The sequence below is a fragment of the Vibrio sp. ER1A genome (genome assembly GCF_000733315.1).
GTDB classification, from domain to species: Bacteria; Pseudomonadota; Gammaproteobacteria; order Enterobacterales; family Vibrionaceae; genus Vibrio; species Vibrio mediterranei.
The window spans coordinates 1,005,029-1,027,231 of record NZ_JPJA01000086.1; the positions used below are offsets into that span (position 1 = coordinate 1,005,029).

Below are 22,203 nucleotides of genomic sequence, written 5' to 3' on the forward strand. Positions count from 1 at the left end.
TCAAACCGAGAGCGTTAACAAGTATTTCGGTTAAAGTCGCTCGGTTTCATCCAGCCTTGCAACGCGCTCGCCTCTCCTAATGACGCGCCATTTGATTCGATCACTGACTTATACCAAAGTGCAGAGTCCTTGGGCGTTCTCTTCATTGTTTCATAATCAACGTGAACCAGGCCGAAGCGCTGCTTGTAACCTTCCGCCCATTCAAAGTTATCGAGTATTGACCATTGGAAGTATCCCATGATGTCGACACCATTCGCGGCCGCTTCTTTTAAACCTAATAAGTAACGATGCAAGAAGTCGATGCGAGTCGTATCATGCACTCTACCGTCTAAACTGACCCAATCATTGGTGCTAAGTCCATTTTCGGTGACAATAATCGGCTTGTTATAACGCTCATACAAAAATTCAGTGCCCCACTTGAGTGCTTCAGGCGTAATTGGCCAATCGAAATGGGTCTTCGGATAGTTATTCGGATACTCCACAACTTCTGGTGTCCCATCGGCTGCTGCACGTACCATTTCCGAGCTGTAGACATTAATTCCAACAAAATCCAAAGGCTGACAAATGGTTTCCATATCACCAGGTTTGATAATAGGTGCATCAGCGCCAAATAATGCCAATCCATCTTCTGGATATTCACCTTTGAATGCAGGATCCATCCACCAGCTCGCGTTAAACATTTCTTTATTAATAACATTAAAAGTATGCGCTTTTGCAGCTGCAATATCTTCTGGGCTGTTGGTCATAGGTACAGCGGTTCGGAAACAAGGTGCTGCCCCGACCTTAGCTGGACGTTTCGAATTGGACCGAATCACTTGTACCGCTTTACCGTGGGCAAGTAGTGCATTGTGCCACGCACGATTCACTTCCTTCGCAGGGAGTTCAAGACCAGGGGCATGCATTCCCGTTTGGTGGCCAAGTCCAATGAAACATGCTTGCTCATTTAACGTAAACCAGTTTTCCACTCGATCAGACAAACGGTCGACAATCACTCGAGTATATTCAGCGAACCAATCACTAGAGTCGTCATTTAACCATCCACCTTTGTGGAACAGCGCCATCGGATAGTCCCAATGGAATAACGTCACCCAAGGTGAAATGCCTTTAGCAAGCAACTCATCTACCAAACGGTCGTAAAAATCCAACCCTTGAGTATTCACTTTACCAGTTCCTTCTGGCATCACCCTTGGCCACATAATGCTCAATCGATACGCTTGTAGAGCGATTGACTGCATGATTTTTACGTCTTCTTCATAGCGATTGTAGTGATCGCAAGCCATAAATCCTGTGTTTCCACCCTTTACGAATCCATCACGGCGAGAGCACATGTCCCAGACGGAATCTGCACAGCCATCAACACCTTGGGTATTACCTTCAATTTGATAACTGGCGGCAGCTGCCCCCCAAATAAAATCATCTTTGAAAGCCATCGTTTCTCCTTAATCTCATCTGCTTTGGTTTGTGTGACTTACAACACTTCACGCTTGCTTTGTAATCACTCAAGGCTAAACAAATTAATGCGCTAATTGAGTGATATCTGTCTCACTACTTCTGCTGCAGATTTTATTTATATCGAAACCATGAACCATATTTAGAAATACAACAAAGCCATGAAATATCTTTTTATTTTTCACAATTTAACTACATAAATCATATATTTATGATGAAAAATATTTCATGCCCGTTAGTTTTATAAATTAGACATGGTGGATTAGATCACAAAAAATCTCATTATTGTTCGTTAGCATAAATTTAGAAATTCACTCGCTGCATGTTTGTCATGTCCATATTCAGTCGGATTTATATAGAGACCTTAAGCAACAATGAAATTAGATAATACATATTACGAAAAGCTGTACGCTGGAATCTTAGGCAAGATAATTGGAGTGTATGCAGGACGACCTTTTGAGGGTTGGGTTAACGAGCATATCGTTGACCAATTTGGTGAGATAAACCGCTACGTCAACGAACAAGTTAACCATCCTCTTATCGTCAGTGATGACGACATTACCGGCACCTTTATGTTCACTCACGCTTTGGAAGATCATGAGTATCGCTCTGACTTTTCTAGCCAGCACCTTGGTCAATCTTGGCTTGATAATTTAATCGAAGGAAAAACCATCCTTTGGTGGGGTGGCTATGGACAATCGACCGAGCACACTGCTTGGCTCAATTTAAGAAATGGGTTTGAAGCACCGCATAGTGGCTCAATAGAAACCAACGGAAAAACCGTCGCAGAACAAATAGGCGCACAGATTTTTATTGATGGCTGGGCACTCATCAACCCTGCAATGCCAGATAAAGCCGCGCAGATGGCAACTGAAGCCGCTAAGGTTAGCCACGACGGTGAAGCCGTTCACGCCGCAGTTCTACTTGCCGTTATGGAGTCTCAAGCGTTTATTGAAACCGACTTGCACGCTCTCATCGATCTCGGCCTGAGTTATATCCCTAAAGAATCGAAAATTGCCGAAGTCATTAACGCAGTTCGTGGCTGGCATGAAGAGAATCCACGTGATTGGAATTGGGCATTTTCGCAGCTTAAAACTCACTATGGCTACGACAAGTTTGACGGCACTTGTCATGTAATTCCTAACCATGGATTAATCATTTTATCTCTTCTTTACGGAGGTGAAAGCTTCCACGAATCAATGAAAATTGTGAATACATTAGGTTGGGATACCGACTGTAACGCGGCGAACGTAGGTTGTCTCAACGGTATTCGATTAGGCTTAGCCGCTCTTGATGATGGCTTTGATTGGCGCACACCAGTCGCGGATCGAATTCTTCTTCCAAGTGCCAATATTCAAGATCATATTTTCGATGCAGTTCAAGAAGCCGATAAGCTCTATGCGATCGCTCATCAATTACATCATAATGAGCGCCTACCCAAACGTCCTAGATTCCACTTTACGCCTAAAGGGTCATTGCAAGGTTTTGCTATTAACCCTGACTTGAACTACAACCAAAACGCACGCCTTAGCAACAGTGAGCAAGCGCTGCGACTGGACTTCTCGCATTTGGTATGTGGTGTACCGTTGCAAGTGAGTACCGCAACACATACGCCACTTGATAGTAAAGTAAACGAATCGTCGTACCACATAGTTGGCAGTCCTACACTCTATCCGTCTCAAACTATCGAAGCGAGCGTGTCAGGTGCAACCGATTATGACCACGCCAGTGTCAGTTTCTACGTCGACACTTACGACAGCCAAATGAACATTGAGCGCATTTTTAGTGAACCATTCACCTTGTCAACGCAACCACAAACTCATCAATGGACCCTACCAAAACTCGATAACGTAATGATTGCCACCGTTGGACTGCAAATTAGTAACCCTCACTCAGGAAACGATGCTGGATATATCAAGCTGCATTCATTGGACTGGCAAGGCACACCATCGCAAACCATAGGTATTGATAGCAACCCAATCCATGAAATATGGGAAAGCAGCTTTATCAATACTATGGATACCTGCATCAAGTTCGACAATCAAGATATCTACCGCTTAGTCAATAACGACGCGTCTCACCCTGGCCTCTACGTATACGGCAGTAAAGATTGGCACGACTACTCTTTATCCATCGCGCTTAAGCCTCAGATAAAACAAGCTTTTGGTCCTATAGTTCGCTACCAAGGGTTGGAACGTTACTACCGAGTCGAACTCAATACGGATGATCAGATCTCATTGATACGCAGAGAGTTTGGCAAAGATGTCGTTATCGCCATAGAGCCATTCCAATGGCAACCACACGAGCGCTATCACTTCGACCTTTCGGTGAACGGCAATTTGTTTGCTTGCTCGATTAACGGCAAACAAGTTCTAACATCCATTGACGAAACTATGCCTGAGACCTATCAGTCTGGTGGCGTGGGTTTTTACAACCAATTGGGCCCGGTGCACTTCACGGACATGACGGTAGTCGCACTCTAGAACAAACTAACGCTTACCTGACCTAGCGACCAAGTTGGTCGCTAGCATTAACCACAAAGTGACTCAGCACTGAAGAACAAAAACTGAGCGCTTACCCTAATTAGAAAGAGATAGAGCAATGAAAACAGCATTAAAATACTCCAAACTTGTCTCTGCTATCGCGCTAGCAACACTGTCTGGCACGGCATTGGCGCAAACCACGCTAAATGTGGCAGCATTTGCAAACTACGACCAGGCAATTCGTATGGCGATCCCGATGTTTGAAAAAGAGAATCCAGACATCAAAATCAACTTAACCTCACTGGCATTCGATGATCACCACACGGCAATGACAACCTCACTGTCGACAGGTGCGAACGTACCCGATGTAATGGCAATTGAAGTGGGCTATATCGGCCGATTCGCCAACGCAGGCGGCTTGGAAGATCTTAATCAACCACCTTACAACGCAGGCGCATTTGCTGATACTTTTTCACCATTTACAGTACCTTTAGGCCAAAACAACAAAGGCGAGCAATCAAGCTTACCTGTTGATATCGGCCCCGGTGCGATTTTCTATCACAGTGAAGTGTTGGCCAAAGCTGGTGTGACCCAAGAAGAACTGCTGCGTGACTGGGACTCATTCATTGAGTCTGGCAAGAAAATCAAAGAGAAAACCGGCTCCTACCTTGTTGCAGACGCGGTGGACATTAAAGATATCGTTATCCGCTCTGGCCTCAAAGATGGCGAATCTATCTACTTCGATCAAGACAACAAAATCATGGTCGAGTCAGATCGTTTTAAAGAAGCTTTCAAACTCGTAAAACAAGTGCGTGATGCTCATCTCGATGCGCAGGTAAAAGCATGGAGCACGGAGTGGACCGAAGGTCTGCGTCGCGGTGATATTGCCAGCCAGATGATGGGCTCTTGGCTTGGTGGTCACTTCAACGGCTGGATCTCTCCGGGAGAAAACGTCTGGCGCACCGCAGACCTTCCTGCCAATACATTTGCAAGCTGGGGTGGCTCATTCTTGGCAATTCCAAAGCGCGCGGAGCATAAAGATGAAGCATGGAAGTTCATTGAGTTCATGAGCCAACGTGTTGATATTCAGATGGAAGTGTTCGAGCAGCTTAATATCTTCCCTTCTCTTATCGAAGCCCAAAACTCCGAATTCATGGAACAGCCTGTTGAATACTTAGGTGGAACTCAAGCTCGCATGCAATGGAAACTGGCCGCTGCCAACATTCCTGCAATTAAGGCACATCGACATGACCCTATCGCCGAGCAGATCGTCGATGACGCGCTTCAATCGGTACTGACTCGTAATGTAGAGATCGATAAGGCGCTATCAGATGCCGCCCGTCAAATTAAGCGCCGCGCTCGTCGTTAATCCCGTTTCATCAATTTTTAAGACATCCTCCTAGCGATTGCTAGGAGTGATGCTCGATTTAGGTAAGTAGAAAACTATGGCTTCTGTAACATTTAAGAACTTAAAAAAGCGCTACGGCAAAACTGAAGTCGTTAAGCAGTTTGATCTGCATATTAACGATGGGGAGTTTGTCGTATTTCTGGGACCATCTGGCTGCGGAAAATCCACGACGCTGCGCATGTTGGCGGGATTAGAAGAGATTTCTGAGGGCGAGATCTATATCGGAGACCGCTTAGTCAACGACCTTCACCCAACTGATCGTGATACCGCCATGGTTTTTCAAAGCTATGCCCTTTACCCACATATGACGGTAGAACAAAACATTGCTTTTCCACTTAAAATGGCTGGTCGCAGCAAAGATGATATCAAACAGCAAGTTGCTGCCGTAGCGGACTCCTTGGAGCTCACTCCGTTACTCAAACGTTATCCTAAAGCCTTATCTGGTGGCCAAAGACAGCGCGTAGCCATGGGACGAGCGATGGTCCGTGTCCCTTCTGTCTTTCTGTTTGATGAACCACTATCAAACCTCGATACCAAATTAAGAGGCAGCATGCGCGCTGAAATCAAAGCGATGCATCAGAAGTTAAAAACGACCACTCTTTATGTTACTCATGATCAAGTAGAAGCCATGAGTCTTGCCGATAGAGTCGTGATTTTAAAAGATGGCTACGTGGCACAAATTGGCACACCTAAAGAGATTTTCGACGCACCATCGTGTCGTTTTGTCGCAACCTTTATTGGTAGCCCTGAAATGAACATGGTTCCCGCGACTATGCCTCACTCACGTGGACTGAATATCAGCAATCAAGTTGTTGAACTTGACCGCTGCTTGCACAATTCACATGAAGGCATCGAGTATGGTGTGCGTCCAAGCGATTTGTATCTTAATAAACAAGCCATTGAATCAGACAGCATAGCCAGCGTTAAAGTACGCTTGATTCACGCTGAACTTCTTGGATCGATGTATCACTTACACTGCCAGTTAGGTGACAACAAAATTCTTGCCGAAATCGATTCGTCAGACTCCCTCACTCGACTTGAAGGTGAAGACATCGAGCTGTTTTTCGATGTTAAACGAACGCATGTATTTAATGCCGAAGGCAAAGTTTTACATGCAGCCTAATCGAGTATCGTTACAGGAAGTCCAACCATGTCTGTCAGCATAACCTCTACCAATAAACCCAGTGAAAACACTGGTACTTGGCATCAATGGCGAGCCAAGAGTCATAAATGGGTACCCTACCTGTTTATTAGTCCATTTTTCATTATTTTCTTAGCATTTGGTGTGTTCCCAATGCTGTTCTCTCTCTATCTTTCCTTTCATTATTGGGAGCCAGCGGCTGGTCTCAGTGCGATGGAATGGGTGGGTTGGGAAAACTACCAATTTGCGCTTACCGACGATTGGTTCCACAAATCTCTCTACAACACATTCTGGATGGCACTCGCATCAGGCGTTCCACAACACTTAGTCGCCATACCTCTGGCTTTCTTCATCCATACCAGTTTTAAGCGTGCCAGAAATGGAGTCATCGGCGTCTACTTTCTGCCTTACATTACTTCAACTGTTGCGGTGGCGATGATCTTTACTACGCTATTTTCACGAGACTATGGCTTAGTAAATATGGTCCTTACCTCTATAGGTACTATTTCGATTGGCGGTATAGAGCCGTTTGCTTGGATCTTCCCAACGCAAAACATCGACTGGAATCAGCCCGAATATACTAAAGGCATGATTTCATTCGTGGTGTTTTGGCGTTATGTGGGTTGGAATACCATTCTCTACCTCTCAGCGATGCAAACTATTCCAAAAGACCTGTATGAAGCTGCCACCATTGATGGGGCAAGCAGAATAAAACAGTTCTTCTACATTACGCTGCCAATGCTTAAACCGATGATGTTCTTCGCGATTACGCTGTCGATCATTGGTAGTCTGCAAATTTTCGAAGAACCCTTCATCATTACCAATGGAACGGGCGGTATAGACCAAGCCGGTAAATCTGCGGCTATGCATATGTACATTACTGCATTCCAAGAAGGTGATTTTGGTACTGCCTCCGCGATCTCTTGGATTCTATTTATGATTATTGCCGCTCTGTCTTGGGGCAACAACAAACTGTTCTCTGAGAAAAACCGAGGAGCAAACGATGAAGACTAATTTCTCCGCAGGACAAATCACCGCCTACATTTTCGTCGCCTTTGGTGCGATCGTTATGTTAGCTCCGTTCTACTTTATGTTTGTTTTTGCGACTCACGATAATACGGCCATTATGTCGGTGCCACCTCCACTGTGGTTTGGTGACGAGTTAGGCAACAACTTAACCGCGCTCATTGATTACTTACCCTACTTTTGGAAAAACTTAGGTTGGAGCTTCTACATTGCGGCTATCACAACAGCCTTGAACCTGCTGTTTTGTTCACTCGCTGGCTACGCATTTGCTATGTTTGAGTTTCGATACAAAAAGATGTTGTTCGTGTTCATTATGGGCACACTCATGCTACCCGCGTTTTTGAGCATGATTCCGACCGCTTTAATCATGTCTATTCTCGGTTGGATGAATACGCCGAAAGCGCTCTATGTCCCTATGGCATGTGGGGCGATGGGCATCTTCTTGATGAGACAATATATCGGCAGTGCCATTCCAAGAGAGCTGATTGAAGCGGCGAGAATGGACGGTTGTAGCGAGTTCGGAATTTACTGGCGCATTGTTGTGCCATTGATCAAACCTGCGTTGGGTACGCTGGGTCTTGTGGTATTCATTGGTCAATGGAATAACTTCATGGGTCCACTGGTTGTTATGAACGATATGGAAATGTACACCGTTCCGCTCGCGCTGCGTGCGTTGCAAGGTAGTACCGGACTGGTTCCTTACGGCGCAATTTTCAGTGGAGTCGCCATCGCCGTGTTACCGCTCATGGTGATGTTTGTGATCAGCTCTCGTAAGCTTATCGACGGCTTAACCGCAGGAGCCGTGAAAGGTTAATCCTACCTAACTGGGCGCTTAATACCAAAGCGCCCTTTGTTCTGTCCTCTGCCGCTCAATTCACCAGCAACCAAATTTCATATGGTTGTATAGCCATCTCTTTCAATCTATAGTGTTTGCTTATAACTACAATATAAATGACCCAAGGATTAGGAGTGGTAACATGAAAAAGTATCAAGCATTATTAGCAATGGGCGCTCTTATAGTGATCGCAGGTTGTGCACCATCAAATGAATATCGCAACAACCAAGAAATTGGCAGTAAAATGGAGCAAGATGCTCAGCGTGAAAAAGAGATTTGCACTGCATTAGGCGATATTAACTGCGCTCAGCAGTAATTAAAAACCCCTTGTTGCGCTCGGCAACAAGGGGTTTTTAATTAAAAGACTACGGCTAAATCTGCACGACTCACGCAAAACACCACTAATTCTTACCAAGTAGTTTATTTCTAAACTGTTCCATCGACTCTTGTATTACCACCCTGCTCTGTGCATTAAAGATAGTTGCAACGTTGGAACCAATGGTCTGTTCCCAATCTTTAGGATTGTCTGCAATACCTTGCCAATATTTAACTTCCGCTTTGGCTACGGCCAGATGATCGGGCCACGTACTTGGAGCAGAAAGCATATTTTGAACATTACGACTGCAAAACACGCTACCAATCTCTGCTTCACCATACGTTCTCATTCCGATATAAATCATCTTTATACAACCGTTCACCCCAAACCCAACTTGACCATATCGGTAGTGATTAGTTGCGAGTATGGAGTCAATCCGAGTAGTGCCGTTTGGGTTATACGGACCTTGCATTAAGATAGCTGTCTCATAGTTTTCAATAATCTTAGGGGCAACATAAACACCAAATTTTTTTGCTCCACGTCCTAGGACGTTTCTTAAAACCATCTATTTCTCTCCGCTAATAATCGCATCTTCTACACCTCAAATAATAAGGTATGAGTTTCATATTAATATACTATAGACGTTTTCGCAGAATTAGGTCATTTCACAGTCACAAGCCACCTTTGACACAAAGACTTGGTTTAGTCTCCGCTTTCATCTGATAATTCCAAAAATACCTTGGCACTAAGTTCTACTGAAAAGTAAACCAAAATACTCGCAAGACATTGCTAACATGTAACAACGCCTTGATATTACGATGATCAATCCTATTAGCGAGTTTTTAGTTTTCTTGGAATAAGTTCAACTCCGTGCTTATAACGCTTCGCAGACGCGTTTAACGCCAGCTCCAAAGCGCTATCGCAAATAAGCTCAAACTGTTGAGGTAACGAATTTACTTTGGTCGGAAGAAAATCCAATAAACGATTGTCACCAAATGTGGCGAGTTTAATCTTGCCCATTAACTCGGGCTTTTCGATAAGGACATCCAACACACCCTCAAGCAAGGTATAAGACGTTGTGACAATAGCATCAGGAATAGAGTTCGACTCAACCCAGTCACTAAACACACGCTTACCTTCATCGTTGTTGAAGTGCTCACCATACGTGACGTAACACTCGATACTCGCATCTTTCGCCGCAGACTCAAAACCCAACTGACGTTCACGAGAAATATTCAGTTCGGGTAGTGCTCCGATAAGTCCAACAGATTGAGTGCTGGTATCGATAACCGAGTTAGTGAGTTCAAATGCTGCACCAAAATCTTCACTAATCACACAACTAAAGTGTTCATCGTCCAACGAACGGTCAATCGCAATCACAGGGGTTCCACGATTTTGGATCGTAAGATAAAAGTCACTGGCTTCTGTAATAGCACTGGCAACAAACAACGCATCAATTCGACGAGAGACTAAGGCATCAGCTACAAGTTTTTCCGTTTCAGGATCATCGTCTGAGCAACCAATTAGAATTTGGAACCCTGCTTTACGAGAGTTTTGTTCGAGCAGTTTTGCAATGCGTGCGTAACTGGTGTTCTCCAAATCAGGAATAATCAAACCAAATGAACGACTATGACCAGCACGGAGTGATGATGCCGCATGATCCGGGCGGTAATTATGCTGCTCAACAACAGCCATTACCTTTTTTTGGGTTTTTTCAGAAATCCGATATTTCTGTGCTTTACCGTTGATTACATAGCTTGCTGTGGTCTTTGAGACCCCCGCTAACTTCGCTATTTCATCTAAAGTCATAACTCGATCCTTTTTGTGCGATGGATCATATAAATGAATTCCAACCTAACTGACAAGTTGAATTATAAGCTGAATCGGTTCAGTATAAAAGCTGAAAGGATTCAGCAAAGTTCACAGTTTTGAAAACTGGCCTATATTTACAGTGACGTGGTCAAAGAAAAATGTCAGTAAACATAGGAACTAGCGCAGCAAAGTCGGTACAGCAAATACGCTTTGCTGAATTTTTTTAAAATTTTGCTGAATCGATTCAGTTAAGCTTAAAGCAAAACAAAGAGTCGATTCGAGAACAAGAATAACGTGGGTGAGCGAACATGCTTGAACTAAACAGTAGCAACATCAAACTAAATCAATCGTCGGACGACAAACTAAGCGCAATCAAAGTGATTGCTGCTGATCTAACAGAAAAGGGCTTAGTTCAAGAAGGTTATGTCGACGGTATGCTTAATCGTGAAGGTCAAAACTCTACCTTCTTGGGCAACGGTATTGCCATTCCACACGGCACAACAGACACACGCGGCCTTGTAAAACAGACTGGTGTTGCGGTTCATCACTTCCCTAACGGTGTTGATTGGGGCGACGGCAACACAGCGTACGTCGCAATTGGTATTGCCGCAAAATCAGATGAGCACTTAGGCATCCTAAAACAGCTTACTAAAGTACTGTCTGCTGATGGTGTTGAACAAAAACTTAAGCAAGCGAAGTCAGCAAACGAAATCATCGCCTTACTTAATGGTGATGTTCAGCTTGAAGCAGATTTTGACGCATCACTTATCCAGCTTAACTTCCCTGCAAGCGACATGGTTCAAATGGCAGCGGTCGCTGGCGGTCTGCTAAAAAATACTGGCGGTGCTGGAACAGAATTCGTTGCAGACCTAGTGACTAAATCCCCTACTCATCTAGGTAAAGGTTTGTGGCTAGTGAGCAGCGACAAGGCGGTCACTCGCACAGGTATGGCGTTTGTTTCAACTATCAATCAATGTGAGTTAGACGGTACACCAGTACACGCTCTAATCGCATTCGCAGCTTGTAACAATGCTCACCAATCTATGCTCAACAAAATCACTGAAGTGGTATTCAAGCAAGAGCAAGAGAAGTTGCTATCACTATCCGCAGAACAGGTGCTTGGTTTCTTCACTGGTGAAGAAGTTGCAAGTGCCAATGCGACTGACGGAAACGTTGCCGTATTTAAGATTAAAAATGCGCATGGTTTGCACGCTCGTCCAGGTGCAATGTTAGTGGCAGAAGCGAAGAAGTTCGAATCAGCCATTACGGTTTCTAACCTAAACGGTGAAAGTAAAGCGGTTAACGCGAAGAGCCTAATGAAAGTAATTGCTCTAGGCGTGAAACATGGTCACGAATTGCAGTTCTCTGCTGAAGGTCCAGATGCAGCAGAGGCACTAGAAGCCATTGGTAAAGCGATCGCTTCCGGCCTTGGTGAAGGTTAAGGAGCTCGTCATGACAGCACAAACTAATAAAGTGGTAACCATCACACTTAACCCTGCCCTAGATCTCACAGGTAGCCTAGATACCTTAAACGCTGGCTCGGTCAGTCTGGTTAATCAAGGTTCTCTGCACGCTGCGGGGAAAGGTGTCAACGTAGCGAAAGTGCTTAGTGATTTAGGCGCAGAGGTTACTGTGACGGGTTTCCTAGGCAGCGACAACCAAGAGTTGTTCTGCCAGCTTTTCGAGCAGATGGGTGCCAAAGACCATTTTATTCGCGTCTCAGGTTCTACTCGCATCAACGTGAAACTGGTCGAAAAGAACGGCGCGGTGAGCGACATTAACTTCCCAGGTGTAGAAGTCGACGAAGCGGCAATCCGTCAATTTGAAGCCACTCTTGATGAGTTGATGCAAGAGCACAATTACTTTGTCTTCGCGGGCAGTTTGCCTCGCGGTATTAGTAGCGAGCAATGTGCAAATTGGATCGAACGATTAGAACAAAAAGGCAAACGCGTACTGTTCGATAGCAGCCGCGAAGCGCTCGCCAAAGGTCTAGATTCTAAGCCATGGCTAATCAAACCTAACGACGAAGAACTGTCTCAGTTCGTTGGTCGTCATTTAGAAACTCAAGAACAATGTTTAGAAGCAGCAGAGTCACTTTCAGACAAAGGCATTGCCAACATTGTTGTTTCTATGGGTGCGGATGGCGTGCTTTGGCTTGAGAACAACCAATGGTTACAAGCAAAACCACCAAGAATGAATGTCGTTAGCACTGTTGGTGCGGGCGACACTCTGGTTGCAGGACTATGTTGGGGTCACATGCAATCATTCGCTAAAGAAGAATTACTCTCTTTTGCAACTGCACTATCTGCTTTGGCGGTAAGTCAAGTAGGTGTTGGAGTGCCAAGCATTGAAGAAGTTAAATCACTACAACAACAAATACTGTTACAAGAGCTGAGCCGCTAATCGATCCGAATCTTTGATTCTGATTTTGTGGCACTTATGGACACAAAGGTCAAACCTATGAAAATTTCAATTATTACAGCCTGCCCTAGTGGGGTAGCAAATAGCATTATCGCAGCCGGATTGCTCGATCAAGCGGCTAAAGCACTTGGACACGATGCCACTATCGAATGTCACTCAAGTGTTGTTGAAACACAAACACTGACTGACGCGCAGATTGCTGAATCGGAAGTGGTGATTGTTGCTGCAAACGCGCCTGTAGATACACAGCGCCTAGTTGGTAAGAAAGTCTACCAAGCGGGCATTTCCGAGTGCACAACGGATCCTAAAGCGTTCCTAGCTAACGCTATCGAAAAAGCAGCAGAACTAACCAAAGGCACATCGGTTACTCCTGTTGCAGTTGAACAAACTGGTGGCGCGAAGAAAATCGTTGCTATCACAGCATGTCCAACAGGTGTTGCACACACCTTCATGGCAGCAGAAGCACTAGAAGAGCACGGTAAACGTTTAGGTCACACAATTAAAGTGGAAACTCGTGGCTCAGTAGGCGCCAAAAACCAGCTGACAGCTCAAGAGATTGCTGATGCTGACTTGGTCATCATTGCCGCAGATATTGAAGTGCCGCTTGATCGCTTTGACGGCAAGCTTTTGTACAAAACCAGTACAGGTCTAGCGCTTAAGAAAACCGAACAAGAAATCGATAAGGCTTTCGCTTCAGCGACTACTTACACTCACTCTGGTGCAAGCAACCAAGCTGGCGCAACGGAAGAGAAAAAAGGCGTTTATAAGCACCTTATGACTGGCGTATCTCACATGCTACCTGTTGTTGTAGCAGGTGGCTTGATCATCGCTCTGTCGTTCGTTTTCGGTATCGAGGCATTTAAAGAAGAAGGCACACTAGCGGCTGCGCTTATGACCATCGGTGGTGGCAGTGCATTTGCTCTGATGATCCCTGTATTAGCGGGTTTCATTGCTTTCTCAATCGCAGACCGTCCGGGTCTTGCTCCGGGTTTAATCGGCGGTATGCTGGCAAGCTCTACAGGTGCAGGTTTTCTTGGTGGTATCGCAGCAGGTTTCATTGCGGGTTACTCAGCGAAGTTGATTGCTGACAAAGTGTCTCTGCCACAGTCAATGGAAGCGCTTAAACCTATTTTGATCATCCCATTCCTAGCAAGTTTGTTCACTGGGTTGGTCATGATCTACATCGTTGGTGGTCCGGTTGCAGGCATCATGGCAGCAATGACTGACTTCCTAAACAACATGGGCAGCGCCAACGCAGTACTTCTAGGTATTATCCTTGGTGCTATGATGTGTTTCGACCTTGGTGGTCCAGTTAATAAAGCAGCATACACCTTTGGTGTTGGTCTACTAGCTTCTCAAACGTACGCTCCGATGGCAGCAATCATGGCTGCAGGTATGGTTCCTGCGTTAGGTATGGGCTTGGCAACGTTCCTAGCTAAAGACAAGTTCGAAGCAGGTGAGCGTGAAGCGGGTAAAGCATCTTTTGTACTGGGTATGTGCTTCATCTCTGAAGGTGCGATTCCATTCGCAGCAAAAGACCCAATGCGTGTTATCCCATCTTGTATGATTGGTGGTGCGTTAACAGGTGCTCTATCTATGTTAGTCGGTGCGAAATTAATGGCGCCACACGGTGGTCTGTTTGTTCTACTGATTCCAGGTGCCATCTCACCAGTGCTTATGTACCTAGTGGCTATCGCGGCAGGTACGGCAGTAACTGGCTTCACTTACGCTTTCCTAAAGCGTCGTGAAGAAAGCAAAGAAGTGGCGACAGCCTAACCCATTTAAAAGTCCAAGTGAGCCTACTCACTTGGCACTATGCCACCCCCAAATAGGCATTTTCAGCGCTGCTCCTCGCAGCGCTTTTTTGTGTTTTTTACTATTAGCTTGTATTCCGTCCCTTTGGGCTCCATATTCCTTATGACTTGTTAACGAGCTCTGAATACCATGGTACATTTACTACGTCTAGCGAACTCAATTCCGCATACCCTCTCGGTCCAAATCTTACTTGCGATCGTGCTATTTCTTGGTTATTACCTGTTTACTAAGCTGGTAAATGGTTGGATTAAACGGTTAGCAGAAACCAAGAAAGTATCTGCCGCTAGAAGCAGTTTTATCCTGAGAACTTTCAATATCGCTTTTGCCTTCATATTTATTGCAATATTCTCTATTACTGTGGGTGTCGGATACGGCGACTTATCACTGTTCTTCTCCTCAGTTTTTGCGGTATTAGGTGTCGCTCTCGTCGCACAGTGGTCAATGTTGAGTAACATAACCGCGAGTTTCTTGATCTTTTTTGTCTTTCCTTATCGTGTTGGTGACCGAATTAAAGTGGTTGATAAAGACGAGGATATTTCTGGCATTATTCAAGACATACGAATGTTCCATGTCTTAATTAAACACGACAATGGTAACTTGATTACCTATCCAAACAGCCTAATGCTACAAAAAAGTGTGATTAAACTTGCACCTAAGAAAAAGCCGAGTACAACGACTCGACTTTACACACAAATCAGAAAGGACTCATAACTTAGCCAAGGCGACGTCTGTATCCCGCGATAACAAGTAACGCCAGCGATGTGAACCAGGTCAGTGCCCCACCACCGCCACCCGAGGATGTGTTGGAGGAAGTCGTGCCACCAGTGTAGATGACCTGACCATTAACTGATAGATAGTCCAATCGCGCTTGTTCATCGGAAACAATAAACGGCGTTTCCGATCCGGCTAACACACTATCAATCCACGTCGCATAATCCGCTATTTCTGTATATGCAGCCGTTACCAAAGATTGAGGGTCACCACACGTCGCTGGACCAAAACTCGTAATACCAACCTGCTGGTAACTACCATTATTGTTCCAGTAAATAGGACCACCGGAATCTCCCTGACACGTCCCCGCTTTCAGCCCAGTTGATTGACTAACATCGCCACTGAAACAAACCTGCTTATCTGTTAAATTATTGCCATTCTGAAAGTTTGAAGCACAATCCGCATTACTTACCCAAAACAAATTCGCCTTTTGCAAAATCGGTGTGCCATCTACACCGGAGCGTGTGTTGCCATGCCCTACAGCAACAAAGCTCTCATTGACGTTTCGATAGCTTTGCGTCGTAACACGATTAACATTACTCCCTGAAGACGCTGGTGATTCCAGTTTCAAAATAGCGATATCATTAGGCAGTAGTAAGGTAATGTTGTTGTTAAAATCAGGATGAATATATACTTCGGTGACACGGCGCCGGTCCGCATTCAAGAAATCTCGTTCACTTTCCAACATGGCAACAGCGGATGTGAAAAGTAACGCCCCCATATCACCTTCAATACAATGAGCCGCCGTCATCACATATTCCGACGTTAAGAACGTTCCCCCACAATAGGCTCCACTTGAGTAGCGACCATCGTAATCCGTAGAATCAATGTATAAACTAACAAAAGAATCAAAGTCGTTGATTGAAGCGTCTTCACCACCAACAATCATGGGTACGATATCAATTTCAGCCGAATTGGATGGCAATGCCACAACACTCAGTGAACTGAGAAGGGCAAGTACAGAACCTGGATGGTTGGCAACCCATGATTTCATAAAAAACTCCCTTTACAACCCACCTTATCGACGACGCTTTAGGAGCAGTCGTTCATAAATAAGTATAGGGCTCAATTAAGGGAGTTCGAGAAATTGTTGTTAACCAGGTAGTATAGAAAGTAAGACTCAGACTCGAATTGTCGTTCGTCGTCTCATCCAGCTCAAACCAACCAGTAACGCAACAAAAGAAAAATGCACCGCTCCACCACCTCCGGAACCCGAAGAGGAACTTGATGAAGAAGAACCACTATTGCCAGATGAACCAATGTTATAACCTTTACTGATCAGATAATTACGTCTCGCAGTATCGTTAGACACATGCTTAGCCGCCTCTTGCCCATTAAGGACACGACTAATCCAATCAGAATAATCCACTATTTCGGTAAACACCGCGGTTACTGAACGATTTTTGTCGCCACAAGGTACAGGCCCAAAGCTTGTAATACCAATCTGAACTTGTTGACCATTGTTATCCCAATAAATAGGTCCGCCAGAGTCGCCCTGACAAGTGCCTGCCAACAAGTCCGTCGCCCTGCTGTAATCACCGGTGAAGCAGATTTGCTTCGACGTCAGGTAACTACCATCCGAGAAAGCGCCTGCACAAATAGTATTGTCCACATACGTTAGATTCACTTTCTGCAGTACATCAAACGCATCATGACCATAACGTGTATTACCATGACCAACAGCAGTAAACACGTTCGCAGGATTGAGATAGCTTTCATTACTTGGACGGTTTATTGCCGTACCCAACCCTAATGCAGATTCCAGTTTAAGGATCGCGATGTCGTTAGGTACTAATTTATTAATATCATCGACATAGTCGGATGGATAAAATATCTCGACCACTCGCCTTTTTTCCGAGTTAACGTAATCTGACTCATACTGCAAGTTAGGTGCAGCCATTGTAAGTAACTGCGAATCGCGATTGCCATAAACACAATGCGCCGCCGTCAAAACATATTCAGAATTAAGAAGTGTTCCCCCGCAATAAGGAGAGGAAGAATAGCCCACCCCATACTCTTGACCGTCCAAATACAAACTGACAAACGACGGATAGTCGGCGACATTCGCCGTACTGCCGTTGACAATATAAGGAGCAGCTTCGACTTGCGCATTGGTTGATGGTGCAAAAGAAAACGCTAACGTGGTAGAAGCGAGCGTTGTATAAACTGACCGTTTAAATGGTAATAATAGAATCACTAGACAGTTACTCCTTGTATACTATCGACGAACTGAGATTCATTCTTTTTTGATATCACTCCCGAAAAAAACATGCAAATAAGGTACGACTTTTGTGTGGAGTCATCTCACTAATTATTTAACACCATACGGTTTTTTCAATTTATGGCCTTTTCTATCATTAATAGAAATAATGTCCTAAAACGAAAAAGCACCGCTAATGCGATGCTTCATATAATCTAGTTCTTTGTTGCAGAACTGTGCTTAGCCACGATAGTAGCGCTGAGGAACGAATGGCATTTTCTCTACTGTCATAGCCAGCTTCTTGCCACGAACATCAGCAAATACTTCGCTACCGATTGCCGCAAATTCAGTCGCTACATAAGCCATTGATACAGGTTTGCCTGCTGTAGGACCAGCAGTACCACTTGTCACGATACCGATTTCGTTATCATTAGCATCAAACAACTTCGCACCTTCACGAACAGGTGCTTTGGTTTGACCAACAAGACCAACACGTTTGCGTGCCACGTCTTTAGTTTCGATTTGCTTAAGGATAATGTCTGCACCCGGGAAGCCACCAGCACGCTCACCGTCAGCACGGCGAACCTTTTGAATGCCCCATAGCAGGCTCGCTTCAACTGGTGTCGTCGTAGTATCCAGATCATGACCATATAGACACAGACCGCATTCCAGACGAAGTGAGTCACGGGCGCCAAGACCAATCCACTCTACTTCTTCAAAGTCTGTTAGAGATTTCGCCAGTGCTTCTGCATTTGCAGATGGTACTGAAATTTCATAACCATCTTCTCCAGTGTAACCTGAACGACTAACAATGCACTCAACGCCATTGATGTCGAGTTTTCTCACGTCCATGAATAGCATATCTGCTACTTCAGGTTGTACACGAGCCAACACTTCAGCGGCTTTTGCCCCTTGAAGCGCAAGCAGAGCACGATCTTCAATCACTTCCATTTCTACGCCATCAGTAAGGTGCGCTTCCAAGTGAGTGATGTCTTGTTCTTTACATGCAGCATTTACGACTACAAACAAGTGGTCGCCTAGATTCGCAACCATCAAGTCGTCCATGATGCCACCTTCTTCATTAGTGAAGAAAGCATAACGCTGCTTACCTTCCGGTAAATCGATAATATCAACTGGCACCAATGACTCTAAAATCTTCGCTGCGTTTTCTCCGTATAAACGCACTTGTCCCATGTGAGACACATCAAACAGACCAGCCGCATCGCGACAATGCAAGTGCTCTTTCTTCACACCAAGTGGATACTGAACTGGCATATCATAGCCAGCAAAAGGAACCATCTTCGCCCCCACTTCCACGTGTAATGCATGCAGTGGTGTTTTCAACAAATCTTGGGTTGCTTGTTCTTGAGCCATTGTATTCTCCATTGGGTCGGGCTGCATTAATTAGCCCTGCTCCTAAATCGGGGATGTCTAAATTCCGCTATCCCTAATTTATCTGCTTTGCAGTAGGAATGGCGGAGCATGAGTTATCGCACCTTACTTCTTATAGTTGACGCCTATACGAAGTTAGATTTTCGTCATTTGGAAACCTTGTTTCCTATAATAAACAAGAATGCGCCCATTTTTCACCTTTAACAAGATATGAACACTCAAAAATGTGACATTTAACATTCCATTCACAGAGTAACAGGCATAAAAAAAGCGTGGTTTCGACGACATTTTCATCAAAACCACGCTCGTTCACAACTTTTAAACACAAAAGCAAACGTTTGCCTTTATTATAGGAAACTATCTAGTTTGACGATTATTTCGCCGTCACCCACAAAATATGGGCATCTTCTTCACTGACGGATATCAGCATATGACCCATATTTGCGTCGTAATACACACTATCTCCCGCCGACATTATCATCGGCTCATAAAACTCAGAAAAGAACTTCACTTCCCCTGAGAGAATCAGCAAAAATTCCTCACCATCATGTCGTACCCAGTCACCATATTCTTCGAAGGTTCTAGCCCTAACAGTACTCTTAAAAGGCATCATCTTTTTGTTTGATAGCTGAGTGGCAAGTAACTCATGCTCATAGGTAGGTGTTGGGTGAGGTTTACCTTCACCTCGACGAGTAAAATCTCGACGACCGGTTGCCACCTTTTTCTTAGGCGGTTCAAATAGTTGCGGCATATCTATATGCAAGCCCAATGCAAGTTTTTGCATGGCTTGAAACGTTGGCGATATCTGTTCGTTTTCAATCTTACTTAACGTTGAACGTGCAAGGCCAGTTCTTTGACTCGCTTCTTCTAACGTCAGTCCTAGTTTAGCGCGAATATCTTTAATTCTTTCGCCTAGTTTTAGAGGCTCAATGTTCTCATCACCTTCCTTCGCTAAAGTCAGCGATGGGTATTCATCATAGATGTCTTCTGACATGCTTTCCCTCTTCTACCAGTAACTTCCTGTGACTCATTTTCATTGTTGCATGAAGCTGTGTCTTTATTAAAGACCATGTACAAAAATAAAGCGTGCTCTCCGTAACAGTTTTGGAAACTGTGTTTCCTATAGGAAATTTTTGATTGATTGTTGGTGCCGAGCGAGGTATGTTATCGGCTTGTTAGATGAAGAGATGCATTAGCGAGTACAGGTCCGTTGCGTTGTTAACTCCAACCTGTGCCGTTTTTTTGAATGATTTAGTCCTACTTTTTGGGACATTCTCGCGCTGCAACATTGGACTTTTGTTTCGTCCAAGCAGTACTAAGACAAGCCTCAGTCAGTACCAACAATAGGTAATAAAAGGCACTGATTGAACAATGGAAGGTTCACCGCCATGAATGCTCAGTACTTGAAAAGCTACCAAAATCACAGCCTAGAAAGCTTCTTCTCAACCAACCTGTCTGCTACAGACGACGCAGTATTCACCGGAATACAAGCCGAGTTTGTCCGTCAAAATGAACAAATCGAGCTTATCGCTTCTGAGAACATCGTTTCTAAAGCGGTAATGCAAGCACAAGGCACATGCCTGACCAACAAATACGCAGAAGGTTACCCAAACCGTCGCTACTACGGTGGCTGTGAACACGTAGATACAGTCGAAGCTATTGCTATTGAACGTGCAAAAACCCTTTTTAAGTGTGAATACGCAAACGTTCAACCTCACTCTGGCGCACAAGCAAACGGCGCAGTTAAGTTAGCCCTTTTACAGCCGGGTGACACCATTATGGGTATGTCGCTTGATGCAGGTGGTCACTTAACTCACGGCGCACGTCCAGCACTGTCTGGTAAATGGTTTAATGCTGTTCAATACGGCGTTGATAAAGATACATTAGAAATTAACTACGACGACGTTCGTGCCTTAGCCGTTGAACACAAACCAAAAATGATTATCGCAGGTGGTAGTGCCATTCCACGTGTTATTGATTTCGCCAAGTTCCGTGAAATTGCTGACGAAGTGGGGGCAATCCTGATGGTAGATATGGCACACATCGCTGGTCTTATCGCAACAGGTGCTCACCCTAGCCCATTACCGCATGCGCATGTTGTCACTACGACAACACACAAAACACTACGCGGCCCTCGCGGCGGCATGATCCTGACTAACCACGAAGACATCATTAAGAAGATTAACTCTGCAGTATTCCCGGGTCTTCAAGGTGGTCCACTAATGCACGTCATCGCAGCAAAAGCCGTGGCATTTGGCGAAGCTTTAGGCCCTCAGTTCTCAACTTATATCGATTCAGTGATCGCTAACGCAAAAGTTCTAGCCGAAGTATTGCAAACTCGCGGTTGTGACATTGTGACTGGCGGTACAGATACGCACCTTATGCTTGTTGACTTACGACCTAAGGGTCTGAAAGGCAACAAAACAGAAGAAGCATTGGAGCGTGCGGGGATCACATGTAACAAAAATGGCATCCCGTTTGATACAGAAAAACCTATGATTACTTCTGGTATTCGCTTAGGGACGCCAGCTGGAACCACTCGCGGTTTCGGTACTGAAGAATTCAAACTCATCGGTGAGTGGATTGGCGATGTTCTTGACGGTCTGGTAGAAAACCCTGAAGGTAACCCAGAAGTCGAACAACGTGTTCGTAAAGAAGTGAAGGCACTGTGTGCTCGCTTCCCACTTTACACTTAAAGAATAAAACATCCTTAATTTTGGAGATAAAGCAATGGATAACACTTTGAAGTTTTCTGACAGCCACGAATGGGTACGTGACAACGGTGACGGTACTGTGACTATCGGTATTTCAGAGCACGCTCAAGAGATGTTAGGTGACGTAGTATTCGTTGACCTACCAGAAGTAGAAGACGAAATCGAAGCGGGCGAAAGCTTCTCTCTAGTAGAGTCAGTGAAAGCAGCTTCTGACATTTACGCGCCAGTTTCAGGTGAAATCGTTGAAATCAACGAAGAGCTTGAAGACAGCCCAGAGCTTATCAACGAAGAGTCGTACGAAGGCGGCTGGATTGTTAAGGTGAAAATGTCTGACGCCTCTGAGCTGGAAAACCTTAAGAGCGCAGAAGAGTACCAAGCTTCTATCGAAGACGAGTAAGCAACATACAGGCGTTGCTCGTC

General features: G+C 44.8%; 19 protein-coding genes. 12 read left to right on the top strand and 7 right to left on the bottom strand.

Translation table 11 applies throughout. The features are described 5' to 3' along the window. Positions 1-14 precede the first annotated feature (14 nt). A complete protein-coding gene (locus HW45_RS11550) occupies positions 15-1,430 on the bottom strand; it encodes a GH1 family beta-glucosidase (RefSeq protein WP_038227072.1) in 1,416 nt (471 codons plus the stop codon). A gap of 393 nt (positions 1,431-1,823) precedes the next feature. On the opposite strand from HW45_RS11550, the gene HW45_RS11555 reads away from it, so the two are divergent. The 6 genes from HW45_RS11555 (at position 1,824) to HW45_RS29570 (ending at position 8,658) form a co-directional block, all read left to right on the top strand. Continuing rightward, a complete protein-coding gene (locus tag HW45_RS11555) occupies positions 1,824-3,932 on the top strand; it encodes an ADP-ribosylglycohydrolase family protein (RefSeq protein ID WP_051868022.1) in 2,109 nt (702 codons plus the stop codon). 118 nt (positions 3,933-4,050) lie between these two features. Beyond that, positions 4,051-5,301 carry an ABC transporter substrate-binding protein gene (locus HW45_RS11560; RefSeq protein ID WP_038227073.1) on the top strand — a complete coding sequence of 417 codons (1,251 nt, stop codon included), beginning with the start codon at positions 4,051-4,053 and terminating at the stop codon, positions 5,299-5,301. Between the two features lie 76 nt (positions 5,302-5,377). After that, positions 5,378-6,463: an ABC transporter ATP-binding protein gene (locus HW45_RS11565; RefSeq protein ID WP_038227074.1), complete on the top strand. Its 1,086-nt coding sequence runs from the start codon at positions 5,378-5,380 to the stop codon at positions 6,461-6,463. A gap of 27 nt (positions 6,464-6,490) precedes the next feature. Continuing rightward, positions 6,491-7,495 (top strand): carbohydrate ABC transporter permease, encoded by a 1,005-nt coding sequence (locus tag HW45_RS11570; protein ID WP_006069477.1) that lies wholly within the window; start codon positions 6,491-6,493, stop codon positions 7,493-7,495. After that, on the top strand, positions 7,485-8,321 hold the full coding sequence (locus tag HW45_RS11575; RefSeq protein WP_038227075.1) for a carbohydrate ABC transporter permease: 837 nt from the start codon (positions 7,485-7,487) through the stop codon (positions 8,319-8,321). Before HW45_RS11570 ends, HW45_RS11575 begins: the two co-directional genes overlap by 11 nt. A gap of 163 nt (positions 8,322-8,484) precedes the next feature. Beyond that, positions 8,485-8,658 (top strand): hypothetical protein, encoded by a 174-nt coding sequence (locus HW45_RS29570; RefSeq protein ID WP_156750273.1) that lies wholly within the window; start codon positions 8,485-8,487, stop codon positions 8,656-8,658. Positions 8,659-8,743: 85 nt separating this feature from the next. Here the strand turns inward: HW45_RS29570 and HW45_RS11580 are convergent, their stop codons facing one another. Together HW45_RS11580 and cra are read right to left on the bottom strand one after the other, a co-directional pair. After that, a complete protein-coding gene (locus tag HW45_RS11580) occupies positions 8,744-9,223 on the bottom strand; it encodes a hypothetical protein (RefSeq protein WP_038227076.1) in 480 nt (159 codons plus the stop codon). Between the two features lie 266 nt (positions 9,224-9,489). After that, the gene (cra, locus tag HW45_RS11585) at positions 9,490-10,467 is read right to left on the bottom strand and encodes a catabolite repressor/activator (RefSeq protein WP_038227077.1); all 978 of its coding nucleotides are present in this window, start codon (positions 10,465-10,467) and stop codon (positions 9,490-9,492) included. Positions 10,468-10,778: 311 nt separating this feature from the next. Here cra and fruB point away from each other — a divergent pair, with 311 nt between their 5' ends. The 4 genes from fruB to HW45_RS11605 all read left to right on the top strand — a co-directional run bounded on the left by fruB (position 10,779) and on the right by HW45_RS11605 (position 15,417). Next, complete coding sequence (fruB, locus tag HW45_RS11590; protein ID WP_038227078.1) at positions 10,779-11,912, top strand: fused PTS fructose transporter subunit IIA/HPr protein; 1,134 nt, start codon at positions 10,779-10,781, stop codon at positions 11,910-11,912. A gap of 10 nt (positions 11,913-11,922) precedes the next feature. After that, entirely contained in the window at positions 11,923-12,873 is a 951-nt protein-coding gene (gene pfkB, locus HW45_RS11595) for a 1-phosphofructokinase (RefSeq protein ID WP_038227079.1), read from the top strand. Between the two features lie 57 nt (positions 12,874-12,930). Further along, the gene (gene fruA, locus HW45_RS11600) at positions 12,931-14,667 is read left to right on the top strand and encodes a PTS fructose transporter subunit IIBC (RefSeq protein ID WP_038227080.1); all 1,737 of its coding nucleotides are present in this window, start codon (positions 12,931-12,933) and stop codon (positions 14,665-14,667) included. A gap of 168 nt (positions 14,668-14,835) precedes the next feature. Then, positions 14,836-15,417: a mechanosensitive ion channel family protein gene (locus HW45_RS11605; RefSeq protein WP_081875807.1), complete on the top strand. Its 582-nt coding sequence runs from the start codon at positions 14,836-14,838 to the stop codon at positions 15,415-15,417. A gap of 1 nt (position 15,418) precedes the next feature. Here HW45_RS11605 and HW45_RS11610 read toward each other — a convergent pair whose 3' ends face one another. The 4 genes from HW45_RS11610 to HW45_RS11625 all read right to left on the bottom strand — a co-directional run bounded on the left by HW45_RS11610 (position 15,419) and on the right by HW45_RS11625 (position 20,063). Next, positions 15,419-16,471 (bottom strand): S1 family peptidase, encoded by a 1,053-nt coding sequence (locus HW45_RS11610; RefSeq protein ID WP_038227082.1) that lies wholly within the window; start codon positions 16,469-16,471, stop codon positions 15,419-15,421. Between the two features lie 126 nt (positions 16,472-16,597). Then, positions 16,598-17,674 carry a S1 family peptidase gene (locus tag HW45_RS11615; protein ID WP_081875808.1) on the bottom strand — a complete coding sequence of 359 codons (1,077 nt, stop codon included), beginning with the start codon at positions 17,672-17,674 and terminating at the stop codon, positions 16,598-16,600. 243 nt (positions 17,675-17,917) lie between these two features. Then, complete coding sequence (gene gcvT / locus HW45_RS11620) at positions 17,918-19,051, bottom strand: glycine cleavage system aminomethyltransferase GcvT (protein ID WP_038227083.1); 1,134 nt, start codon at positions 19,049-19,051, stop codon at positions 17,918-17,920. Between the two features lie 391 nt (positions 19,052-19,442). After that, the gene (locus HW45_RS11625) at positions 19,443-20,063 is read right to left on the bottom strand and encodes a helix-turn-helix domain-containing protein (RefSeq protein WP_006069464.1); all 621 of its coding nucleotides are present in this window, start codon (positions 20,061-20,063) and stop codon (positions 19,443-19,445) included. Positions 20,064-20,457: 394 nt separating this feature from the next. Between HW45_RS11625 and HW45_RS11630 the strand changes: the two genes are divergently transcribed. Both HW45_RS11630 and gcvH read left to right on the top strand, forming a co-directional pair. Next, a complete protein-coding gene (locus HW45_RS11630; RefSeq protein WP_006069463.1) occupies positions 20,458-21,765 on the top strand; it encodes a serine hydroxymethyltransferase in 1,308 nt (435 codons plus the stop codon). A gap of 34 nt (positions 21,766-21,799) precedes the next feature. Continuing rightward, a complete protein-coding gene (gcvH, locus tag HW45_RS11635) occupies positions 21,800-22,180 on the top strand; it encodes a glycine cleavage system protein GcvH (RefSeq protein ID WP_006069462.1) in 381 nt (126 codons plus the stop codon). Positions 22,181-22,203 lie beyond the last annotated feature (23 nt).

Excerpts from the sequence above, each read along its gene's own strand:
- HW45_RS11575 (WP_038227075.1), top strand. The coding sequence starts at position 7,485 with ATGAAGACTAATTTCTCCGCAGGACAAATCACCGCCTACATTTTCGTC.
- fruA (WP_038227080.1), top strand. The coding sequence starts at position 12,931 with ATGAAAATTTCAATTATTACAGCCTGCCCTAGTGGGGTAGCAAATAGC.
- gcvT (WP_038227083.1), bottom strand. The coding sequence starts at position 19,051 with ATGGCTCAAGAACAAGCAACCCAAGATTTGTTGAAAACACCACTGCAT.
- HW45_RS11555 (WP_051868022.1), top strand. The coding sequence starts at position 1,824 with ATGAAATTAGATAATACATATTACGAAAAGCTGTACGCTGGAATCTTA.
- HW45_RS11550 (WP_038227072.1), bottom strand. The coding sequence starts at position 1,430 with ATGGCTTTCAAAGATGATTTTATTTGGGGGGCAGCTGCCGCCAGTTAT.
- HW45_RS29570 (WP_156750273.1), top strand. The coding sequence starts at position 8,485 with ATGAAAAAGTATCAAGCATTATTAGCAATGGGCGCTCTTATAGTGATC.
- HW45_RS11580 (WP_038227076.1), bottom strand. The coding sequence starts at position 9,223 with ATGGTTTTAAGAAACGTCCTAGGACGTGGAGCAAAAAAATTTGGTGTT.
- HW45_RS11630 (WP_006069463.1), top strand. The coding sequence starts at position 20,458 with ATGAATGCTCAGTACTTGAAAAGCTACCAAAATCACAGCCTAGAAAGC.
- HW45_RS11560 (WP_038227073.1), top strand. The coding sequence starts at position 4,051 with ATGAAAACAGCATTAAAATACTCCAAACTTGTCTCTGCTATCGCGCTA.
- gcvH (WP_006069462.1), top strand. The coding sequence starts at position 21,800 with ATGGATAACACTTTGAAGTTTTCTGACAGCCACGAATGGGTACGTGAC.
- HW45_RS11605 (WP_081875807.1), top strand. The coding sequence starts at position 14,836 with ATGGTACATTTACTACGTCTAGCGAACTCAATTCCGCATACCCTCTCG.
- pfkB (WP_038227079.1), top strand. The coding sequence starts at position 11,923 with ATGACAGCACAAACTAATAAAGTGGTAACCATCACACTTAACCCTGCC.
- HW45_RS11565 (WP_038227074.1), top strand. The coding sequence starts at position 5,378 with ATGGCTTCTGTAACATTTAAGAACTTAAAAAAGCGCTACGGCAAAACT.
- HW45_RS11610 (WP_038227082.1), bottom strand. The coding sequence starts at position 16,471 with ATGAAATCATGGGTTGCCAACCATCCAGGTTCTGTACTTGCCCTTCTC.
- HW45_RS11570 (WP_006069477.1), top strand. The coding sequence starts at position 6,491 with ATGTCTGTCAGCATAACCTCTACCAATAAACCCAGTGAAAACACTGGT.
- fruB (WP_038227078.1), top strand. The coding sequence starts at position 10,779 with ATGCTTGAACTAAACAGTAGCAACATCAAACTAAATCAATCGTCGGAC.
- cra (WP_038227077.1), bottom strand. The coding sequence starts at position 10,467 with ATGACTTTAGATGAAATAGCGAAGTTAGCGGGGGTCTCAAAGACCACA.
- HW45_RS11625 (WP_006069464.1), bottom strand. The coding sequence starts at position 20,063 with ATGTCAGAAGACATCTATGATGAATACCCATCGCTGACTTTAGCGAAG.